Source organism: Burkholderia sp. EMB26 (assembly GCF_024730645.1).
GTDB classification, from domain to species: Bacteria; Pseudomonadota; Gammaproteobacteria; order Burkholderiales; family Burkholderiaceae; genus Burkholderia; species Burkholderia cenocepacia.
Map to the genome: position 1 here is coordinate 598327 of NZ_CP078070.1, position 20786 is coordinate 619112.

The 20786-nt window shown below is 66.8% G+C and carries 20 protein-coding genes; 10 read left to right on the plus strand and 10 right to left on the minus strand.

All coding sequences use genetic code 11. The features are described from left to right. The first annotated feature begins 13 nt into the window (after nt 1–13). The 6 genes from KU887_RS02900 to KU887_RS02925 all read left to right on the plus strand — a co-directional run bounded on the left by KU887_RS02900 (nt 14) and on the right by KU887_RS02925 (nt 7037). Nucleotides 14–328 (plus strand): PP0621 family protein, encoded by a 315-nt coding sequence (locus KU887_RS02900; RefSeq protein WP_006491491.1) that lies wholly within the window; start codon nt 14–16, stop codon nt 326–328. Then, nucleotides 325–915: a 1,6-anhydro-N-acetylmuramyl-L-alanine amidase AmpD gene (gene ampD, locus KU887_RS02905; protein WP_006490721.1), complete on the plus strand. Its 591-nt coding sequence runs from the start codon at nt 325–327 to the stop codon at nt 913–915. Before KU887_RS02900 ends, ampD begins: the two co-directional genes overlap by 4 nt. A 451-nt stretch (nt 916–1366) precedes the next feature. Next, the gene (locus KU887_RS02910; RefSeq protein ID WP_058901239.1) at nt 1367–4372 is read left to right on the plus strand and encodes a ribonucleoside-diphosphate reductase subunit alpha; all 3006 of its coding nucleotides are present in this window, start codon (nt 1367–1369) and stop codon (nt 4370–4372) included. A 365-nt stretch (nt 4373–4737) separates the two neighbouring features. After that, a complete protein-coding gene (locus KU887_RS02915) occupies nt 4738–5949 on the plus strand; it encodes a ribonucleotide-diphosphate reductase subunit beta (RefSeq protein ID WP_006476978.1) in 1212 nt (403 codons plus the stop codon). 82 nt (nt 5950–6031) lie between these two features. Beyond that, the gene (locus tag KU887_RS02920; protein WP_077021886.1) at nt 6032–6358 is read left to right on the plus strand and encodes a hypothetical protein; all 327 of its coding nucleotides are present in this window, start codon (nt 6032–6034) and stop codon (nt 6356–6358) included. Between the two features lie 28 nt (nt 6359–6386). Next, nucleotides 6387–7037 carry a histone H1-like DNA-binding protein gene (locus KU887_RS02925; protein ID WP_006490719.1) on the plus strand — a complete coding sequence of 217 codons (651 nt, stop codon included), beginning with the start codon at nt 6387–6389 and terminating at the stop codon, nt 7035–7037. Between the two features lie 230 nt (nt 7038–7267). Here the strand turns inward: KU887_RS02925 and KU887_RS02930 are convergent, their stop codons facing one another. The 10 genes from KU887_RS02930 to KU887_RS02975 form a co-directional block, all read right to left on the minus strand. Beyond that, nucleotides 7268–7741 (minus strand): glycine zipper 2TM domain-containing protein, encoded by a 474-nt coding sequence (locus KU887_RS02930; protein ID WP_006476977.1) that lies wholly within the window; start codon nt 7739–7741, stop codon nt 7268–7270. 19 nt (nt 7742–7760) lie between these two features. Then, nucleotides 7761–8699 (minus strand): carbohydrate kinase family protein, encoded by a 939-nt coding sequence (locus KU887_RS02935; protein WP_006490717.1) that lies wholly within the window; start codon nt 8697–8699, stop codon nt 7761–7763. 85 nt (nt 8700–8784) lie between these two features. Further along, nucleotides 8785–9288 (minus strand): thiol peroxidase, encoded by a 504-nt coding sequence (tpx, locus tag KU887_RS02940; protein ID WP_006476975.1) that lies wholly within the window; start codon nt 9286–9288, stop codon nt 8785–8787. Between the two features lie 71 nt (nt 9289–9359). Further along, nucleotides 9360–10757: a DUF3426 domain-containing protein gene (locus KU887_RS02945; RefSeq protein WP_258254442.1), complete on the minus strand. Its 1398-nt coding sequence runs from the start codon at nt 10755–10757 to the stop codon at nt 9360–9362. Between the two features lie 45 nt (nt 10758–10802). Beyond that, complete coding sequence (gene prmA, locus KU887_RS02950) at nt 10803–11705, minus strand: 50S ribosomal protein L11 methyltransferase (protein WP_006496752.1); 903 nt, start codon at nt 11703–11705, stop codon at nt 10803–10805. A 2-nt stretch (nt 11706–11707) separates the two neighbouring features. Next, on the minus strand, nt 11708–13075 hold the full coding sequence (gene accC / locus KU887_RS02955; protein WP_006490723.1) for an acetyl-CoA carboxylase biotin carboxylase subunit: 1368 nt from the start codon (nt 13073–13075) through the stop codon (nt 11708–11710). A gap of 85 nt (nt 13076–13160) precedes the next feature. Next, nucleotides 13161–13634: an acetyl-CoA carboxylase biotin carboxyl carrier protein gene (accB, locus tag KU887_RS02960; RefSeq protein ID WP_006496751.1), complete on the minus strand. Its 474-nt coding sequence runs from the start codon at nt 13632–13634 to the stop codon at nt 13161–13163. Nucleotides 13635–13700: 66 nt separating this feature from the next. After that, nucleotides 13701–14153 carry a type II 3-dehydroquinate dehydratase gene (gene aroQ, locus KU887_RS02965; RefSeq protein ID WP_011350880.1) on the minus strand — a complete coding sequence of 151 codons (453 nt, stop codon included), beginning with the start codon at nt 14151–14153 and terminating at the stop codon, nt 13701–13703. 194 nt (nt 14154–14347) lie between these two features. Then, the gene (locus KU887_RS02970; protein ID WP_058901242.1) at nt 14348–14899 is read right to left on the minus strand and encodes a TlpA disulfide reductase family protein; all 552 of its coding nucleotides are present in this window, start codon (nt 14897–14899) and stop codon (nt 14348–14350) included. Nucleotides 14900–14906: 7 nt separating this feature from the next. Continuing rightward, nucleotides 14907–15551, minus strand: a complete 645-nt coding sequence (locus tag KU887_RS02975; protein WP_258254443.1) for a UDP-N-acetylmuramate--alanine ligase — start codon at nt 15549–15551, stop codon at nt 14907–14909. A 246-nt stretch (nt 15552–15797) separates the two neighbouring features. Between KU887_RS02975 and mpl the strand changes: the two genes are divergently transcribed. The 4 genes from mpl to aroE all read left to right on the plus strand — a co-directional run bounded on the left by mpl (nt 15798) and on the right by aroE (nt 20776). Next, complete coding sequence (mpl, locus tag KU887_RS02980; RefSeq protein ID WP_006489410.1) at nt 15798–17183, plus strand: UDP-N-acetylmuramate:L-alanyl-gamma-D-glutamyl-meso-diaminopimelate ligase; 1386 nt, start codon at nt 15798–15800, stop codon at nt 17181–17183. Then, the gene (locus KU887_RS02985) at nt 17180–17749 is read left to right on the plus strand and encodes a YqiA/YcfP family alpha/beta fold hydrolase (protein ID WP_006489407.1); all 570 of its coding nucleotides are present in this window, start codon (nt 17180–17182) and stop codon (nt 17747–17749) included. The genes mpl and KU887_RS02985 overlap by 4 nt, the downstream gene beginning before the upstream one ends. 79 nt (nt 17750–17828) lie before the next feature. After that, nucleotides 17829–19913 carry an RNB domain-containing ribonuclease gene (locus tag KU887_RS02990; protein WP_258254444.1) on the plus strand — a complete coding sequence of 695 codons (2085 nt, stop codon included), beginning with the start codon at nt 17829–17831 and terminating at the stop codon, nt 19911–19913. Continuing rightward, on the plus strand, nt 19910–20776 hold the full coding sequence (gene aroE / locus KU887_RS02995) for a shikimate dehydrogenase (protein ID WP_006496745.1): 867 nt from the start codon (nt 19910–19912) through the stop codon (nt 20774–20776). Before KU887_RS02990 ends, aroE begins: the two co-directional genes overlap by 4 nt. Nucleotides 20777–20786 lie beyond the last annotated feature (10 nt).

Sequence of the window (20786 nt, forward strand, 5' to 3'; positions counted from 1 at the left end):
CCGCAGGTTTCCGATGCGACAGATTCTTCTCCTGATCCTTCTCTTCTTCGCGGGTTCGTGGCTCGCGCGCAAGCTGCGCCACGCGCAGGAACAGGCGCAGGCGCGCGCCGGCCGCGGCGCCGGTTACGACGGTGCGCCCGGTGCTGGCGCCGGCGCGGCGCGCCCGAGCGGCGACGCGCGGTCGCTGCCGGAACCGATGGTGCGCTGCGCCGAATGCGGCGTGCATGCGCCGAAGGGCGACGCCGTGGCCGCGAGCGGCGAATACTTCTGCAGCGTCGAGCATGCGCAGCGCCACGCCGCGCGCGTGAACGGCCGCGACGCGCGATGAGCGACGCGCCGGCGTTGTCGGTCGACGCGAACGGCTGGGTGCGCGAAGCGCGCCATGCGCCGTCGCCGAACTTCGAGATGCGGCCCGCGGGTGCGGTGCCGACGCTCGTGGTCGTCCACAACATCAGCCTGCCGCCCGGCGAATTCGGCGGCGACGCGATCGAGGCGCTGTTCCTGAATCGCCTCGACTGCGATGCGCACCCCTATTACCAGAGCCACCTGCGCGGCGTGCGCGTGTCCGCCCATTTCCTGATCCGCCGCGGCGGCGAGCTCGTGCAGTTCGTGTCGTGCGACGAGCGCGCGTGGCACGCGGGCGCGTCCGAGTTCTTCGGCCGCACGCGCTGCAACGACTTCTCGATCGGCATCGAGCTCGAGGGCGCGGACGACGTGCCGTTCGACGAGGCGCAATACGCGGTGCTCGCCGCGCTCTCCCGCGCGCTCGCCGCGCGCTACCCGGTCGACGCGTTCGCCGGGCATTCGGACGTCGCACCGGGCCGCAAGACCGACCCGGGCCCGCATTTCGATTGGCAACGCTTCGCGAGCGATGCCGGTTTTTCCGCCGAATACTTTCCTTTCCGTCAGCACTGATCGCGGGGTTTTTTGAGCGGAGAAAGTTTTTTCTCCGACCAATGCCTTGCCGTGTCTGCGCGTGAGCGATGTCAAGACCTCTATCGCAAATTATCCGTTTGGACGTCCTCCGAATGTCCACTATACTTGGTGCCAGTTGAGCAGTTCTGTACTAGATATAGTGTGTGTCGCAGGGGAAAACCCGAGCGGCACCGGCCGGCGGCCACGCTGGCGGACAGGGTTCTCAGGGCGGCGCGTCAGGCCGGGCGGTCCGGGCGTCGCGATCAGCGCAGCGAACATCGACGGGGCAGGGTATACATGACGAAGCACACGACCGGTTTGGTTGTCGCGCATCGACCGAACCGGCTTCCCCGGCGCATCGCTCGCCTCTTACCGCTCGCGCACCGCATTGCGCAGCGTTCGTTTTAATCCGCGGTTCTCTCCGCACCATCCAACACCAGGAGCTTTGCACATGCAAACCACCGACAACGCGACGTCCCAGTACGAGAGCGCCTCGAGCCGTCCGCTCGGCGGGACCGAACAGGGCGCGAAGGCGCTCGCGCCGCAGGCCACGTTCGCCGACTACAAGGTGATCCGCCGCAATGGCAGCGTGGTGTCGTTCGAACCCTCGAAGATCGCGATCGCGGTGACCAAGGCTTTCCTGGCCGTCAATGGCGGGCAGGGCGCGGCATCGGCGCGCGTACGCGAGCAGGTCGAACAACTGACGCACAACGTCGTTCGCGCGCTCGTGCGCAGCCGCCCGAACGGCGGTACGTTCCATATCGAAGACATCCAGGACCAGGTCGAACTCGCGCTGATGCGCGGCGGCGAGCACAACGTCGCGCGTGCGTACGTGCTGTATCGCGAGAAGCGTCACCTCGAGCGCCAGCATGCGGGCGAGGAAGCGGCGGCCGCGGGCGGCGAGTCGACCACCGGCATCAACGTCGTCGACAACGGCGTCACGCGCCCGCTCGACCTGAACGCGCTGCGCGCGCTGATCGTGTCGGCGTGCGACGGCCTCGGCGCTGCGGTTAACCCTGACCCGATCGTCGCGGAGACGGTGAAGAACCTGTACGACGGCGTGCCGATGAGCCAGGTCTACGACTCGGCGATCCTCGCGGCGCGCACGATGATCGAAAAGGATCCGGCATACAGCCAGGTCACGGCCCGCATCCTGCTGCACACGATCCGCCGCGAGATCCTCGGCGAGGAAGTCGTGCAGGCCGAGATGTCGACCCGCTACGCCGAATACTTCCCGCAGTTCCTGAAGCGCGGCGTCGACGCCGGCCTGCTCGACGACAAGCTGCTGCAGTTCGACCTGAAGCGCCTCGGCGAAGCCCTCGACGCGAACCGCGACCTGCAGTTCGGCTACCTCGGCCTGCAGACGCTGTACGACCGCTACTTCCTGCACGTCGACGGCACCCGCATCGAAATGCCGCAGGCATTCTTCATGCGCGTCGCGATGGGCCTGTCGCTGAACGAGATCGACCGCGAAACGCGCGCGATCGAGTTCTACAACGTGCTGTCGAGCTTCGACTTCATGAGCTCGACGCCGACGCTGTTCAACTCGGGCACGCACCGCTCGCAGCTGTCGTCGTGCTACCTGACGACGGTCGCGGACGATCTCGACGGCATCTATGAAGCGCTGAAGGAGAACGCGCTGCTGTCGAAGTTCGCGGGCGGTCTCGGCAACGACTGGACGCGCGTGCGCGCACTCGGCTCGCATATCAAGGGCACGAACGGCAAGTCGCAAGGCGTGGTCCCGTTCCTGAAGGTCGTGAACGACACGGCCGTCGCGGTGAACCAGGGCGGCAAGCGCAAGGGCGCGGTCTGCGCGTACCTGGAATCGTGGCACCTCGACATCGAGGAGTTCCTGGAGCTGCGCAAGAACACCGGTGACGACCGTCGCCGTACGCACGACATGAACACGGCGAACTGGATTCCCGACCTGTTCATGAAGCGCGTGATGGAAGGCGCCGACTGGACGCTGTTCTCGCCGTCGACCTGCCCGGACCTGCACGACAAGTTCGGCGCCGATTTCGAGAAGGCTTACACGGCTTACGAAGACAAGGTCGCGCGCGGCGAGATCAAGCTGTTCAAGAAGATCCCGGCGCAGCAGCTCTGGCGCAAGATGCTCGGCATGCTGTTCGAGACGGGCCACCCGTGGATCACGTTCAAGGATCCGTGCAACGTGCGCTCGCCGCAGCAGCACGTCGGCGTCGTCCACTCGTCGAACCTGTGCACGGAAATCACGCTGAACACGAGCGACACCGAAATCGCGGTGTGCAACCTCGGCTCGGTGAACCTCGTCGCCCACCTGGTGAAGCAGGCCGACGGCAGCTACGCGCTCGACCACGACAAGCTGAAGCGCACGATCAGCGTCGCGATGCGCATGCTCGACAACGTGATCGACATCAACTACTACGCGGTGCCGAAGGCGCGTAACTCGAACCTGAAGCACCGCCCGGTCGGCATGGGCATCATGGGCTTCCAGGACTGCCTGCACCTGCTGCGCACGCCGTACGCGTCGGAAGCGGCGGTCGAGTTCGCGGACCGTTCGATGGAAGCCGTCTGCTACTACGCGTACTACGCGTCGACCGAGCTGGCCGAAGAGCGCGGCCGCTACTCGAGCTACCGCGGTTCGCTGTGGGATCGCGGCATCCTCCCGCAGGACACGCTGAAGCTGCTGACGGAAGCGCGCGGCGGCTACGTCGAGGTCGACACGTCGGAATCGCTCGACTGGACGGCGCTGCGTTCGCGGATCGCCGCGCACGGCATGCGCAACTCGAACTGCGTCGCGATCGCGCCGACGGCGACGATCTCGAACATCATCGGCGTGTCGGCCTGTATCGAGCCGACCTTCCAGAACCTGTACGTGAAGTCGAACCTGTCGGGCGAATTCACGGTGGTGAACGAGTATCTCGTCCGCGACCTGAAGGAACGCGGCCTGTGGGACGAGGTGATGGTCGCCGACCTGAAGTACTTCGACGGCATGCTGTCGCGCATCGACCGCATCCCGGCCGACCTGCGCGCGATCTACGCGACCGCGTTCGAGGTCGACCCGACGTGGCTGGTCGAAGCGGCGTCGCGTCGCCAGAAGTGGATCGACCAGGCGCAGTCGCTGAACATCTACATGGGCGGCGCGTCGGGCAAGAAGCTCGACGAGGTCTACAAGCTCGCATGGCTGCGCGGCCTGAAGACGACCTACTACCTCCGCACGATGGCGGCGACGCACGTCGAGAAGTCGACGGTCGCACACGGCGCGCTGAACGCAGTGCCGACGGGCGGTGCAGGCAGCGGCGGCTCGGGCAGCGGCGGCGCGCAAGGCGCGGCGGGCGGTTTCGGTGCGGCAGGCGGCGATGCATCGTCGGGCGCGATCAACGCGGCGCCGGCACTCGCGCCGGTCGAAGCGGACGGTCCGGTGTGCACGATGCGTCCGGGCGATCCCGGCTTCGACGAATGCGAAGCGTGCCAGTAACGCAGTGCGCCTGACCTGAGAAGCAGGCCTGCGCGGCGCACACGACGACCGATCGAGGTTGCAGTGTGCGCCGCTCTCAACTAAAAAAATGATAAGGAATCTGTAACGCGACACCTGCGTTGCAGGCAGTGACAAGCGATCGAAACAGCCCCGACGGCGTCGCGTTTCGATCAGCGTTCGATGCGTCGAGCGCACCTCGCGATACAAGCGCGACTCACATCGCGCGCTGCATGAACGACGATGCGTTGCTCAAAGTGTTGTATCGAGGTCGCAACGCGAATCGAAAAAAGGATTTTTCGTGAGCGAACCCTTTTATCGCTCAGGAAAAGATGGTACAAACCGTTCTAAATTGATGGTGAGAATTTATGCTCAACTGGGATGACGAGAAGACTGCCGTAACCCCCGCGAGCGGAGCGCAGCAAAACGCGATGCGCACCTCCGCCGGGATGGCTGTCGGAATGCAGGCTGCAACGCCTGCCGCCCATCAGGTCCGTGACATTTTCGAAGGCGATCTTGCGGTGCCGCCGCAAGCATCGGCTGTTCCCGCCGGTGGTACGGAAGCGCGGGTCAATGTCGCCGACAAGCGCATCATCAACGGCCAGACTGACGTCAATCAGCTGGTGCCGTTCAAGTACAAGTGGGCGTGGGAAAAGTATCTGGCCGGTTGTGCGAACCACTGGATGCCGCAGGAAATCAACATGTCCCGCGACATCGCACTGTGGAAGGACCCGAACGGTCTGACCGAGGACGAGCGCCGCATCGTGAAGCGCAACCTCGGCTTCTTCGTGACGGCCGACTCGCTCGCCGCGAACAACATCGTGCTCGGCACGTACCGCCACATCACGGCGCCCGAGTGCCGGCAGTTCCTGCTGCGCCAGGCGTTCGAGGAAGCGATCCACACGCACGCGTACCAATACATCGTCGAATCGCTCGGCCTCGACGAAGGCGAGATCTTCAACGCGTATCACGAGGTCACGTCGATCCGCGCGAAGGACGAATTCCTGATCCCGTTCATTCATACGCTGACGGACCCGGCCTTCAAGACCGGCACGCTCGAGGCGGATCAGAAGCTGCTGAAGTCGCTGATCGTGTTCGCCTGCATCATGGAAGGCCTGTTCTTCTATGTCGGGTTTACGCAGATTCTCGCACTCGGCCGCCAGAACAAGATGACGGGTGCTGCAGAGCAATATCAGTACATCCTGCGCGACGAGTCGATGCACTGCAACTTCGGCATCGACCTGATCAACCAGATCAAGCTCGAGAACCCGCATCTCTGGACCGCGGAATTCCGCGCCGAGATCCGCGAGCTGTTCAAGCAGGCTGTCGAACTCGAATACCGCTACGCCGAGGACACGATGCCGCGCGGCGTGCTGGGTTTGAACGCGTCGATGTTCAAGAGCTATCTGCGCTTCATCAGCAACCGCCGTTGCCAGCAGATCGGCCTCGATCCGCTGTTCCCGAACGAGGAAAACCCGTTCCCGTGGATGAGCGAGATGATCGACCTGAAGAAGGAACGCAACTTCTTCGAGACGCGTGTGATCGAGTATCAGACGGGGGGCGCGCTGTCCTGGGAATAACCCGCAGCAGCGAACCCGTTACATGATGGAGCAGCCGGTGGCCTCTCGGCCCCGGCCCAAGGTTTAGGAGCAAGAACGCCTGATGCAAAGCATGCCCGGTGCCTTAACGGCCCAACGATACGACAGGCACTTTGCGAACCCTTCAGTGGGATGGGCAAACTTCCCTCCGGAAAAAGCGGACGGCCATGTGGCGGTCCGCTTGATCAAGCGATTAGGGGTAGCGGCGCGAGGTGCGCCGGCTACCGACTTGATTTGGCGCGCGAGGCCGGGTGGTCACGCGCGCCATACCGTATTCATTAGCGTAAGCGCGCGGTATCTGCGTACGCCGATGAATAGCCCGCTTCGAAGCGCACGTCCTGAACAGCGTCCGCGGGAAGCGGGTTTTGACGAAGGGTGTAGTTTGAACTGACTCTCATCTGAACCTGAAGGAGAACAACATGGCTACTGCCAAGAAGAAACCGGCTGCTAAGAAAGTTGCTGCCAAGAAGACCGTTGCGAAGAAGGCTGCTGCTCCGGCGAAGAAGGCCGCAGTGAAGAAGGTTGCTGCGAAGAAGGTCGCGGTGAAGAAGGTTGCCGCGAAGAAGGCAGCACCGGCGAAGAAGGCCGCTGCGAAGAAGGTCGCAGCCAAGAAGGTCGCAACGAAGAAGGTTGCAGCCAAGAAGGTCGCCGCGAAGAAGGCAGCACCGGCTAAGAAGGCCGCTGCGAAGAAGGTTGCCGCCAAGAAAGTCGCAGTGAAGAAGGTTGCTGCGAAGAAGGCCGCACCGGCGAAGAAGGCTGCTGCGAAGAAGGCCGCACCGGCGAAGAAGGCTGCTGCGAAGAAGGCCGCGCCGGCGAAGAAGGCTGCAGCGAAGAAGGCCGCGCCTGCGAAGAAGGCTGCAGCGAAGAAGGCTGCGCCCGCCAAGAAGGCTGCCCCTGCGAAGAAGGCTGCCGCACCGGCGAAGAAGGCTGCTGCTCCGAAGAAGGCCGTCGTGAAGAAGGCTGCACCGGCAACGACCGCGTCGACCGCATCGGTTGCGCCGGCATCGGGCGTGAAGACCGCGCTCAACCCGGCAGCGGCATGGCCGTTCCCGACCGGCAGCCGTCCGTAATCGCGGCTGAGCAGCATCACCCGGGCACTCACGTGGTGTCCGTGGGTTGAGTAGCGCTACTCAATCAATCCCGCCATCTGGCTCAGGTGGCGGGATTTTTTTCGTCCGCATGGATCATCGATCGGCTGGCCGACGCGTGCGTGGACGAAAGCGCGCGGACGAAAAAAAACGCATGTGCGGCTTCGCACATGCGTTCGACCGCGGCTTGCGCCGCGTGCTGAGGATGCCGGTTAGTGCGTGACGCGCGTGACGCCACCGCTCGACAGCAGGCGCACGCGCTCGCCGGCGCGGAACGCTTCGCCGCTTGCCGCCTGCGTGATCGAGCGCAGATCGCCGTTGTCGAGGCGCACGGTGATTTCGACACCGTTCGCGGTGCTGAGGTTTTCGCCGACTGCGTTACCCGCGACCGCACCGACGAGGCCGCCGGCGATCGCCGTCAGGATCGAGCCTTTGCCGCCGCCGATCGCGCTGCCCGCGACCGCGCCGAGGGCGCCGCCGCCGAGCGTGCCGATCGCGCTGCCGCCGCCGTCGGACTGGATGCGCACCGCGCGGACGCTTTCGACCGTGCCCATGCGGACCGTCTGTTCGCGCTGCGCCTGGCCGACGCTATAGACATCCGCCGAGCCGGGTGCCGTGAAGCAGCCGGCGAGGGTCAGCGTGGCCGTCAGCATGGCCGCGAGCGTGAGGGTTTTTTTCGTCAACATCTTTGCTCTCCCACAATATTCATTTGAGACTGTAACCGAATGCAGTCTCGAAGCGTGCGTCGATTTCGGCGCGCGTCAGTACGTAAGTCTGGGGCCCTTGATGGGCGATCTTGAGCGAGCCCATCAGGCTCGCGAGGCGGCCGGTGGTTGCCCAGTCGAGGCCGTGCTCGATGCCGTACAGCAGGCCGCCCCGGAAGGCGTCGCCGCAACCGGTCGGATCGGCGATGCGCTCGGCCGGTACGACCGGAATCTGCTCCGCGCCCTGCTTGTGGCGGATGGTCGCGCCGTGCTCGCCGCGCGTGATGACGAGGGCGTCGACCCGGCTGGCGATTTCATCTTCGGACCATCCCGTCTTGTCGCTCACCAGCTTGGCCTCGTAGTCGTTGACCGCTACGTAGGTCGCAAGTTCAATGCTGCGGCGCAGCGTCGCACCGTCGAACAGCGGCAGACCCTGGCCCGGATCGAACACGAACGGCACACCGGCCTTGGCGAGCTCTTCCACGTGCTGGACCATCCCGTCGAAGCCGTCCGGGCCGACGATCGCCAGCTTGATGTCCGGCGCGTCGCCCGCATGGTTCAGGTGCGACTGCATCATCGCGCCCGGGTGGAACGCCGCGATCTGGTTGTTGTCGAGATCGGTCGTGATCATCGCCTGCGCGGTGTACGTATCGGGCAGCACGCGAACGTGGTCGCGGCGCAGGCCGAGCTGGTCGAGCCGGTCGAGATACGGCTGCGCATCCAGCGCGCCCATCGTGCCCATGATGCGCGCATCGCCGCCGAGCAGGTGCAGCGCGTACCCGATGTTGCCTGCGCAGCCGCCGAATTCGCGGCGCATCGTCGGCACGAGGAAGCTCAGGTTGATGAGGTGCACCTGGTCGGGCAGGATGTGCTCGCGGAACCGCCCTTCGAAGGTCATGATGGAGTCGTAGGCGATCGAGCCGCAAATCAGCGTAGCCAAGGTGTGCGTTCCTGTAGAAATGAGGGGCCCTGCGCGACAACGCCGCGCGAAGGGCGCGGCGCGGCAGGGGAAAGCGGAAGAAAGCTTACTTCAGTGCGGCGAGCGCTGCATCGTAGTTCGGCTCGTCCTTGATTTCGCCGACGAGTTCCGCGTGGATCACCTTGTCCTGCGCGTCGAGCACGACCACCGCGCGTGCGGTCAGGCCGTTCAGCGGGCCGCTCGTCACGTCGACGCCGTACGCGTTCGCGAACGCGCGGCCGGTGCGGAACGTCGATGCCGTCACGACGTTCGCGAGGCCTTCGGTCGTGCAGAAGCGCGTGGCGGCGAACGGCAGGTCGGCGGACACGACGATCACCACGGTGTTGTCGAGCGACGACGCGGCTTCGTTGAACTTGCGGGTCGACGTCGCGCAGGTCGGCGTGTCGAGGCTCGGCACGATGTTCAGCACCTTGCGCTTGCCGGCGAAGCTGGCGAGCGACAGGTCGGCGAGGTCCTTGCCGACCAGCTTGAAATCGGCGGCTTGCGCGCCGACGGCCGGGAACGTGCCGGCGAGATCGATCGGGTTGCCACCCAGCGTAACTTTGCTCATGTTCGTGCTCCGAAATAGCGCGCCGCTCGGGCGCGCGGGTTGAGACGGGCGCGCAAGCGCGCCGCGGCGCGTCACGGATAGAAGATCTGGACGCGGAAATTCGAGGCGGGCGTGCCGTTCGTTTCGAGGCGGACGACCATCGTCTGCGTCGTGCCGGGCGGTAGCCCGGCGTCGATCGGCGTGCCCGGGCGCACGTAGTCGCGCGGCGCGAGCACGCGGCGCACGGTGACGTGATTGGTATCGTCGAGCAGCGTGAGTTCGAGCGACGGGTACGCGAGCGCGACGCGGTAGCGGTTCGTCAGCGGCACCTTCAGTTCGAGCTCGCGCGGGCCGTCGAGCTGGCGCAGGTCGGTCGCGTCGAGCCGCAGGCCGTCGATCGCGCGCGGCGGCGTGACCGTGCAGCCGAGCGGCGCGCAGGCCTGCCGGAACCAGCCTTGCGTGACGGGCCAGTAGATCATCAGCGTTTCGCGCTGCCACCACGCCAGTTGCACGGCGAGCAGCCCGACCAGCGCGGCCGCGATGAGGCCGCCGACAAAGCCGCCGAGCATCCCGCGTCGCTGCGGCGCGCGGGTCTCGCGCGTGACGGCGAAGTGTGGACGATCGTCATCGGCCAGTGCGGCGGGGAACGGGACGGCCGGTTGGACGGCCGGTTGGGCGGCCGGCCGGGCTGCCGGTTCATCGGCCGCTGCCGCGGTCGGGCTGGTGTCGTGCCGGGTGAAGGTATCGGGTTCCGATGCGGTTTCGGCTTCGCTGACGGCCGGTGCGGGCGTGAACGCAAAACGCGGTTCGCGCGGCGCGTGTTCGTCGTCCGGCGCGGCGAAACGCGCGTGACCGACAGGTTCGGCGGGTTCAGCCGCGGTGTCCGCTTCTGACGGAGGACGAGCGACGAAGCGGGGCTCGCGCGGATCGCGCTCGACGGGCGCGGGCGCAGCCGCTTCGGGTTCATGCGGTTCGTGCCGCGTGTGCGGCGAATGCGGTTCGGCCGGTTGCTCGACGGTAGTCGACGAATCCAGATCGGCCGGCGAGGACGCGAACGGTGCGGGCGTACCCGACAGATGAACGACGCCGGCTTCCGTGGACGGAAGCGCGACCGGTATCAGCGGCTCGGTGCGCACGGTCTCGACGCTGTGCTGCAGCGACGGATCGACGCCGGCGTCGAGCCACGGCGCCCACATGTCCCAGCCTTCCGGCTTGTAGTCGGTGCCGGTCGGCAGGCCGGAAGGCGGTGCGTCGGCGGCGAACAGCCGGGCCGGCACGGCCTGCGGCTGCGCCTCACTGTCGCTCGGCGCGGCAGCCGGTTCGGTCAACGCTGGCTCGGGCTGCTGCGCGTACTCGGGAACGAGCGATTCGGAGGCGTTGAAGACTTCGTGGCAATGCCCGCAGCGCACGAGCCCCTGATGCAGCGCGAGCTGTTCCTGCTGCAGCCGGAAGACGGTTTCGCAATGAGGGCAGCGCGTCGCAAGAAGCATGTCGAGCCGGGCGGCCTGCTGGCCAGAGTGAAGGACAGCGCTATTCTAATGGCTTTCGCGGCGGGTTCCGGCAAGGCATACCCAGCCTTCGTGTTCGCGCCAGACCGAGATGTCGACGTAGCGCGCATAAACGGCCGCGACTTCGTCCGCCTGGCGCGCGAGCACGCCCGACAGCGCGATGCGCCCGCCCGGCTTGACCTTCGATGCGAGCATCGATGCCATCAGCTTCAGCGGGTTCGACAGGATGTTCGCGACGACGATGTCGAATTCGCCGTCCGGGCATGCATCGGGCAGGCCGTACGTGACCTCCGCACGGTTGCGTTCGCTGTTCTGGCGCGCCGATTCGACCGCCTGCGGATCGATGTCGATGCCGATCACGGGGTTCGCCCCGCATTTCTTCGCGAGGATCGCGAGAATGCCCGAGCCGCAGCCGTAGTCGAGCACCGACTGGCCGGGCTTCACCGACTGCTCGAGCCACTCCATGCACAGACGGGTGGTGGGGTGGCTGCCGGTGCCGAATGCGAGACCGGGATCGAGTTCGAGGACGAGCGCATCGGGGTCGGGCGCATCGTGCCACGACGGCACGACCCAGATCCGTTCGCCGATCGGGATCGGCTCGAACTGCGACTGCGTGAGCCGCACCCAGTCCTGCTCCTCGACTTCGCGCACGACGAACTGCGGCGTTTCGGCGAGGCCGATCTCGTTCGCGGCCGCCGCGAGCAGCACGGCTGGCTCATGGTCGGCCGACAGCAGCGCGACCACGCGCGAGTGCTGCCACGCGGTGCGATCCGGCACCAGGCCCGGCTCGCCGAAGAGCGGCTGTTCGTCGGGCGTGTCGGCGTCGGCGTCTTCGACGGACACCGACAGCGCGCCGAGATCGAGCAGCGCGTCGGACAGGGCCTCCGCATGCTCGCGGGCCAGTTCGACGACGAGTTCGCGATAACTCATGCTTACGCTTCTTCCGGTGCGACCTGCTGCTTCTGCGCGAGCCGGTTTTCGAGGTAATGGATGCTGGTGCCGCCTTCGACGAACTTCGAGTCGATCATCAGCTCGCGGTGCAGCGGGATGTTGGTCTGGATGCCTTCGACGACCATTTCCGACAGCGCGATGCGCATCCGGCGGATCGCCTGTTCGCGCGTCGCGCCGTAGGTGATCAGCTTGCCGATCATCGAATCATAGTTCGGCGGCACGAAATAGCCATTGTAGGCGTGCGAATCGACGCGCACGCCCGGGCCGCCCGGCGTATGCCACGACGTGATCCGGCCCGGCGACGGCGTGAACTTGAACGGATCTTCGGCGTTGATCCGGCATTCGATCGCGTGTCCGCGGAACTGGATGTCGCGCTGGCGCAGCGTGAGCTTCTCGCCGGCCGCGATGCGGATCTGTTCCTGCACGATGTCGACGCCCGTGATCAGCTCCGATACCGGGTGCTCGACCTGCACGCGCGTGTTCATCTCGATGAAGTAGAACTCGCCGTTTTCGTACAGGAATTCGAACGTGCCCGCACCGAGGTAGCCCATCTTCTTGCACGCGTCCGCGCAGCGGTCGCCGATACGGTCGATCAGGCGGCGCGGAATGCCTGGCGCCGGCGCTTCCTCGATCACCTTCTGGTGGCGGCGCTGCATCGAGCAGTCGCGCTCGCCGAGCCAGATCGCGTTCTTGTACGCGTCCGACAGCACCTGGATCTCGATGTGGCGCGGGTTCTCGAGGAACTTCTCCATGTACACCTGCGGGTTGCCGAACGCACGGCCGGCTTCCTCGCGGGTCATGTTGACCGCGTTGACGAGCGCGGCTTCGGTGTGCACGACGCGCATCCCGCGCCCGCCGCCGCCGCCGGCCGCCTTGATGATGACCGGATAGCCGATCGTGCGCGCAATCTTGACGATCTCCTTCGGATCGTCCGGCAACGCGCCTTCCGAGCCCGGCACGCACGGCACGCCGGTCTTGATCATCGTCTGCTTCGCGGTGACCTTGTCACCCATCATGCGGATCGTTTCCGGGCGCGGGCCGATGAACGTGAAGCCCGACTGCTCGACGCGCTCCGCGAAATCGGCGTTCTCCGACAGGAAGCCGTAGCCGGGGTGGATCGCCTCGGCATCGGTGACTTCCGCGGCGCTGATCAGCGCCGGCATGTTCAGGTAGCTCAGGTTCGACGGGGCCGGGCCGATACAGACGGCTTCGTCCGCGAGGCGCACGTACTTGGCTTCCTTGTCGGCTTCCGAGTAGACGACCACCGTCTTGACGCCGAGTTCGCGGCACGCGCGCTGGATGCGCAGCGCGATTTCACCGCGGTTGGCAATGAGGATTTTTTCAAACATAGCGAGTATTCGTCTCTTCGAGGGGCGCGCGAACGGCGCCTGGCGAGCATCGGCGGCGCGCGGCCGGCAGGGCCGCGCGGCGGGCTTAGCCGATCACGAAAAGCGGCTGGCCGTATTCGACGGCCTGGCCGTTCTCGACGAGGATTTCCTTGATCACGCCGGCCTTGTCCGACTCGATCTCGTTGAGCAGCTTCATCGCTTCGATGATGCAGATCGTCTGGCCTTCCTTGACCGTGTCGCCGGCCTGCACGAACGGGTCGGCGCCCGGCGACGGCGCGCGATAGAACGTGCCGACCATCGGCGACGTCACGACGTGGCCCTGCGGAGCGGCCGGTGCGGCGGCGGCGCCGGCGGCCGGCGCGGCAGCGCCTTCGGTCGGCAGCGCGACCGACGGAGCGGGCGCGCTGACTTGCGGGGCATACCCAGCCGTCGGCTGCACGTAGACCGGCGGCGCGTTCTTGACGATACGCACCTTGCCTTCGCCTTCCGTCACTTCCAGCTCGGAGATGCCGGATTCGGAAACGAGGTCGATCAGAGTTTTCAGCTTACGAAGATCCATCGGGAATTCCCCTTTCAATACGTGAAAGCGCCGGTTAGGGGCCGGCGCTGAATCTAGATCGCGAAATCAGCCGCGCGACGTGCCTTGCAGCTTGTCCAGCGCGTACTCGAGCGCGTACAGATAACCTTTCCAGCCGAGCCCGCAGATCACGCCTTCGGCCTGGTCGGAAAAGTAGGAGTGGTGCCTGAACGCTTCGCGGCGATGCACGTTCGACAGGTGAACCTCGACGAACGGGATGCCAACACCGGCGATCGCGTCCCGGATCGCAACGCTCGTGTGCGTATACGCGGCCGGATTGATCAGGATGAAATCGGTCTGTTCCTCCCGCGCGGCCTGGATGCGGTCGACCAGCGCGCCTTCATGGTTGCTCTGGAACGACGACAGTTCGGCGCCGGCTTCCCGGGCGCGCGCGGCAAGCGCCTGATCGATCTGCGCGAGCGTGACGCGGCCGTACACCTCCGGTTCCCGGGTGCCGAGAAGGTTCAGGTTGGGGCCGTGCAACACCAGCAATCGTGTCATGGTCGCTTCTATTTCTGCGGAATTGCGCGAACTTTAGCGCTATTTAGAGAAATTTGTCTAGTTTTGCCGAACGGCCAGACGCGTCGGACCTGCAAGAATTACCGGTGCGAACGCAAAGTATCGGCGAATTCCCGCGAAATTGCGGCGATCGACCTGCAAATCGCCGGCAACGCGCGGGCCGCTGTCCGGGCCGATTACAGCGCGTCGAGCGTCTTTTTCAGCTCGGCCGGCTGGATTTGTCCTAATTTTGTCTCGCGGATCTTGCCGGTTTCGTCGATGACGACGGTAAACGGCAGCGCGCCGGCGGTATTCCCGAAATTACGGGCCAGATCGGCGCCCGCGTAGCCGCTGACGAACACCGGATAGTCGACCTTCACCTTCTGCAGGAAGTTCTTCACGTTCTGCTCGGAATCGACGCCGATCCCGACGAAACGGATGCCTTTCTGCTTGTACTGGTGCGACAGCGCGACCAGCTCGGGCATCTCCTCGACGCACGGGCCGCACCACGACGCCCAGAAATTGACGACGACCTTCTGGCCCTTGAAGGCGGTCAGCGTCGCCGGCTTGCCGTCGACGCCGGTGAGCGACGACGCCCACAGCTGCTCGACCGGATTGCCGTGGGCGGTCGGCGCGGCGACGGCGACACCGTCGTCGGCCGTGCCGCGGAACCAGTGACCGGCGGCGATCCCGCCGGCGACGGCGGCGGCCGCGACCACCGCGAGCGCCAACATGCGTTTCATCATCATCGTTGAATCATTCCGGTTCGGAAGGGGCCTGGCCTGCCGCGACGAGCGCGCGCAGCGCGGCGGCGTCCGCGCGGGCGACGCGGCCGCGCGCGTCGGCCTTCACCGCGCCGCGCAGGTCGTCGCTCGCATACAGCGCGAGATGGATGCCGATCGCATCCACGTCGCGCCGCGGGCGCCACAGGAAACTGAGCGTCTCGACGTCGCCGCGGCCCGCGAAATGCCGCGTCTCGGATACGTCGTACTGGACGTTCTGGTTCAGCAGGTAGATCGCGACGTCCTTCGGGTTGTCGGTGAATGCCTGCAAATGGATATCCGAATGCGCGTTCGCGGTGCCGTTCAGCACGGCGCCCGTCACATAAGGATGGAACTCGGCGAGCCGGCGCATCCAGTCGAGCGCGATCTCGCGCAGGCGGCGCAGTTCGTCCGGCTGCGTGTCGCTCTGGAACAGCGCGAGGTACTCGCGCAATTCTTCCTCGATCTGGTCGTTATCCGGCAGCCATTCGCCGGCAACGCGCGAATCGCCCAGCAACTGGCGCGCGGCCTTGCGTTTCGCGCCGGCGTAGTCCAGGCCGTCCTCCGCGATCAGGCGGGCGGCGGACTGGGCGACTTCCTCGCGGACGCGCCGCGGATCGACAAGAGGTTTGCGAGACATGATCCGGCAATCATACTCGATCGTCGCGGCGCCCGAGCACGGGTGCGGCGGCCCGCCGCCCGAGGGCGCCGGCGCCGCTCGCGCGCATCGTTCGGGTCGCCGGGCATCGCAGGCCGTCAGTTACAATAGTGTCCTTTGTGTCGCGGCAAAGTCGTGGGCCGGGCGCCGGCCGCACGGCCCGTCCGGCGCGACGCACACGCATCCTTTCCGAATCGACGGCGCCCGGCGGCGCGAAAGCATTCATCTATGCACATCCATATTCTTGGCATCTGCGGCACCTTCATGGGCGGTCTCGCCGTACTCGCACGCGAGGCGGGCCACACGGTGACGGGTTGCGACGCGGGCGTCTATCCGCCGATGAGCACGCAGCTCGAGGCGCAGGGCATCACGCTGATCGAGGGCTACGGCGCCGAGCAGATCGACCTGAAACCGGACCTGTTCGTGATCGGCAACGTCGTCACGCGCGGCAACCCGCTGATGGAGGCGATCCTCGATCGCGGCCTGCCGTACGTGTCGGGCCCGCAGTGGCTCGGCGAGCACGTGCTGGCCGGCAAATGGGTGCTCGCGGTCGCGGGCACGCACGGCAAGACGACCACGTCGTCGATGCTCGCGTGGCTGCTGGAGGACGCCGGGCTCAACCCGGGCTTCCTGATCGGCGGCGTGCCGCTGAACTTCGGCGTGTCCGCGCGGCTCACCGATTCGAGCTTCTTCGTGATCGAGGCCGACGAGTACGACACGGCATTCTTCGACAAGCGCTCGAAGTTCGTCCACTACCGGCCGCGTACCGCGGTACTGAACAACCTCGAATTCGATCACGCCGACATCTTCCCCGATCTCGCCGCGATCGAGACGCAATTCCATCATCTGGTGCGCACCGTGCCCGGGGTCGGCCGGATCGTCACGAACGGCCGCTCGGATGCGCTCGAGCGCGTGCTGGCGCGCGGCTGCTGGAGCGAGGTCGAGCGTTTCGGCGTCGACGGCGGCTGGCAGGCGCTGCCGGCCGAGGACGGCGTGCCGGTCGACGAACGCTTCGCGGTGTATTCGCACGCCGAGCGCGTCGGCGAAGTCGCGTGGCAGGTGCAGGGCGACCACAACCGGATGAACGCGCTCGCGGCGATCGCCGCCGCGCGCCACGTCGGCGTGCCGCCCGCGCAGGCGGCCGTTTCGCTCGCATCGTTCCGCAACGTGAAGCGCCGCATGGAAGTGCGCGGCAGCGTCGACGGCGTGACCGTCTATGACGATTTCGCGCACCATCCGACCGCGATCGACACCACGATCGCCGGCCTTCGTGCGCGCATCGGCCGCCAGAATGCCCGCATCCTCGCCGTGCTCGAGCCGCGCTCGAACACGATGAAGCTCGGCGTGATGAAGTCGCAATTGCCGGCGAGCCTCGCCGATGCCGATCTCGTGTTCGGCTACGGCGCGCCGACCGGGCGCGACGCGCTCGGCTGGAATCTCGCCGAAGCGCTTGCGCCGCTCGGCGACCGCGCGCGCGCATTCGACGATCTGCATCTGCTGGTGAAGGCGGTGGTCGAGGCCGCGCGTCCGGGCGACCACGTGCTCGTCATGAGCAACGGCGGCTTCGGCGGCGTGCACCAGAAGCTGCTCGATGCGCTCGGGAGCCGCACGTGATCCTGTATCTGCACGGCTTCCGGTCGTCGCCGGAATCGCAGAAGTCGCGGCTGCTCGCCGCGCGCATGGCCGAACTCGGCCGCACCGGCGAGTGGCGGTGCCCGTCGCTGTCGGTGTCGCCGCTCGAGGCGATCGCCGTCGCGGAAGCCGAGGTCGCGGGTGCCCGCGACGTCACCGTGATCGGCAGCTCGCTCGGCGGTTATTACGCGACATGGCTCGCCGAAAAGCACGGCTGGAAGGCCGTGCTGCTGAATCCGGCGATCGTGCCGCAGCGCGATCTCGAGCAGCATCTGGGCGAACAGCCGCTGTGGCACGGCGGCGGCACGATCGTCGTCGAGCGCCGGCATCTGCACGAACTCGACGCGCTGCGCGTGCCGGCGATCACGCGCGCCGACCGCTACTATTTGTTCGCGGCGACCGGCGACGAAGTGCTCGATTACCGCGAGATGCTGGCCCATTACCCGGGCGCGAAAACCCGCGTGATCGACGGCAGCGATCACGGGATCAGCGAATTTGCCGACTATGTCGACGACGTTCTCGCGTTTTGCGACGGAAAGACGTCTTAACCGGCCGCGTGCCGATCGAATCCCCATCATCATGCGGCGCCGCCGACGCGGCGCCCGGCAGTCTGAACGAGAGTACTGAGTGAACGTTTTCTTCGAGGAATCGGGCAGTTTCAAGGCGGGCAGCGTGCTGTCGCGCCAGGGCGACGCATTTCAGGTCGAGTTGCCCGGCGGGCGGCGTGCGAAGGTGCGCGCGAAAGACGTGCTGATCGAATTCGACAAGCCGGCCGCGGGCGAACTGATGCAGGAGGCCGACACGGCCGCGCAGCAGATCGATCTGGACTTCCTGTGGGAATGCGCGCCGGCCGACGAGTTCGCGTACACGGCGCTGGCCGCCGAGTACTTCGGCGCGACGTACGGCCCGGTCGAGCGCGCGGCGCTGGTGCTGCGGCTGCACGGCTCGCCCGTCTACTTCCGTCGCAAGGGGCGCGGCCAGTACCAGCGCGCGCCGGAAGAGCAGCTCAAGATGGCGCTCGCGTCGCTCGAGCGCAAGCGCCAGCAGGCGCTGGTGCAGGCGCAGTATGAAGAGGAGCTGAAGGCCGGCAAGCTGCCGGAAGCGTTCGCGGGCAAGGTGCTCGGGCTGCTCACGCGGCCGGACAAGAATTCGATCGAATACAAGGCGATGGAAGCGGCGGCCGGCGCGCGCGGCGTGTCGCCGGCGCGGCTGATGCTCGACTGCGGCGGCATCGAGTCGCCGCGTGCGCTGCACGAAGCGCGCTTTCTCGCGGAATTCTTCCCGCACGGCACGGGCTTTCCGCCCGTCACGGTCGGCCCGCTGCCGGACGATCTGCCGCGCGCGGACGTCGAGGCGTTCTCGATCGACGACATCACGACCACCGAAATCGACGACGCGTTCTCGGTCGAGCACCTGGCCGACGGCCGCGTGCGGATCGGCGTGCACATCGCGGCGCCGGCGCTCGGCATCGTGCGCGGCGACGCGGTCGACGCGATCGCGCGCGCGCGCCTGTCGACCGTCTACATGCCGGGCGACAAGATCACGATGCTGCCGGACGACGTCGTCGACGTGTTCACGCTGAAAGAGGGCGATTACCGCCCGGCGCTGTCGCTGTACATCATCGTCAACCGCGACACGCAGGACATCGTCGCAAGCGAGACGCGCGCCGAGCTCGTGTTCGTGAAGAGCAACCTGCGCCACAACACGCTCGACGAGCTCGTCAACGAAGAGACGCTCGCGGCCGGCACCGGCGACTACCCGCACAAGGACGACATCGCCGTGCTGTGGCCGCTCGCGCAGGCGCTGTTCGAGAAGCGCCAGGTCGCGCGCGCGGGCTACGGCCTGAAGCGCGAGGTGCAGCGCAACACCGACTACAACTTCTACGTCGAAGGCGAGCACGTGACGATCACGCCGCGCCGCCGCGGCTCGCCGCTCGACCTGATCGTGTCGGAGCTCGCGATCCTCGCGAACTCGACCTGGGGCGCGTTCCTGCACGACCACACGGTGCCGGGCATCTACCGCTCGCAGCGCGGCTTCGGCGCACCGGGCCCGAAGCGCACGCGGATGCAGACGACGGCCGCGCCGCACGAAGGCCTCGGCGTCGCGCAGTACGCGTGGAGCACGTCGCCGCTGCGCCGCTACGTCGACCTCGTGAACCAGTGGCAACTGCTCGCGTGCGTGCAGCACGGCGTCACCGCGAAGCTCGCCGCGCCGTTCAAGCCGAAGGACGCCGATCTCTACGCGGTCGTGCAGGGCTTCGACGATACGTATACGGCCTACGCCGACTACCAGCGCCGGATGGAGTACTTCTGGTGCCTGCGCTGGCTCGCGCAGGAACAGAAGAAGCAGGTGGTCGCGAGCGTCGTGAAGGGCGATCTCGTGCGCCTCGAGGAAATCCCGCTGCTGCTGCACGTGCCGGGGCTCGGCGTGCATGCGCGCGGCACGCGCGTGCTGCTCGACGTGATGTCGCTCGACGAGCTGACGATCGAGGCGTCGGTGCGCCTCTTGAACGTGCTCGACGCGCCGACCGTGACGAGCGGCGACGCGGCCGACGAAGAGGACGACGCCGAAGGCGGCGACCACACGCTGGTCGACGCGGAAGACGCGTCGGCGGAAACCGAGGCCGAAGCGCTGGCCGAGGCAGACGGCGCGGCGGCCGACGGCGGCGAAGCCGCGAGCGGCAACGACGGCGAAGAGGGGCGCGCATCATGAGCGCAGCTGCGTCGACGAGCGGCGCCGACCGCTATGTCGTGTTCGGCAACCCGGTGGCGCACAGCAAGTCGCCGTTCATCCACGCGCAATTCGCCGCGCAGACCGGCGAGCCGATCGAATACACGCACCGGCTCGCGCCGATCGACGGGTTCGAGGCAGCCGTGCGCGCGTTCGTCGCCGAAGGCGGGCGCGGCGCGAACGTGACGGTGCCGTTCAAGCTGGACGCGCATGCGCTCGCCGACACGCTGTCGGCGCGCGCGGCGGCGGCAGGCGCGGTGAACACGCTGCGCATCGACGCCGACGGCCGCCTCCACGGCGACAACACCGACGGCGTCGGCCTCGTGCGCGACATCGAGGCGAATCTCGGCGTGTCGCTTGCCGGCGCGCGCATCCTGCTGCTCGGCGCGGGCGGCGCCGCGCGCGGTGTCGTGCTGCCGCTGCTCGATCGTGCACCGCTGTCGATCGGAATCGTGAACCGCACCGCGAGCAAGGCCGAAGCGCTCGTCGGCCAGTTCATGCAGGCCGCGCACGACGCGGGCTGCACGCTCGCGGGCGGTGGCCCCGGCGTCGTGCGGGCCGAGCCGTACGACGTGGTGATCAATGCGACGGCCGGCAGCCTCGACGCCGCGCTGCCGGAATGCGACCCCGCGGCGTTCGGTGCCGGCACGCTCGCGTACGACATGATGTACGGCGCGCAGCCGACCGTGTTCATGCAGCACGCGGCGTCGCTCGGCGCGCGCACGGCCGACGGCCTCGGGATGCTGGTCGAGCAGGCGGCCGAATCGTTCTTCATCTGGCGCGGCGTGCGGCCGGACGGCGCGCCGGTGCTGGCCGCGCTGCGCCAGGCGCTCGCGGCGAGCTGAACGGAGCGCG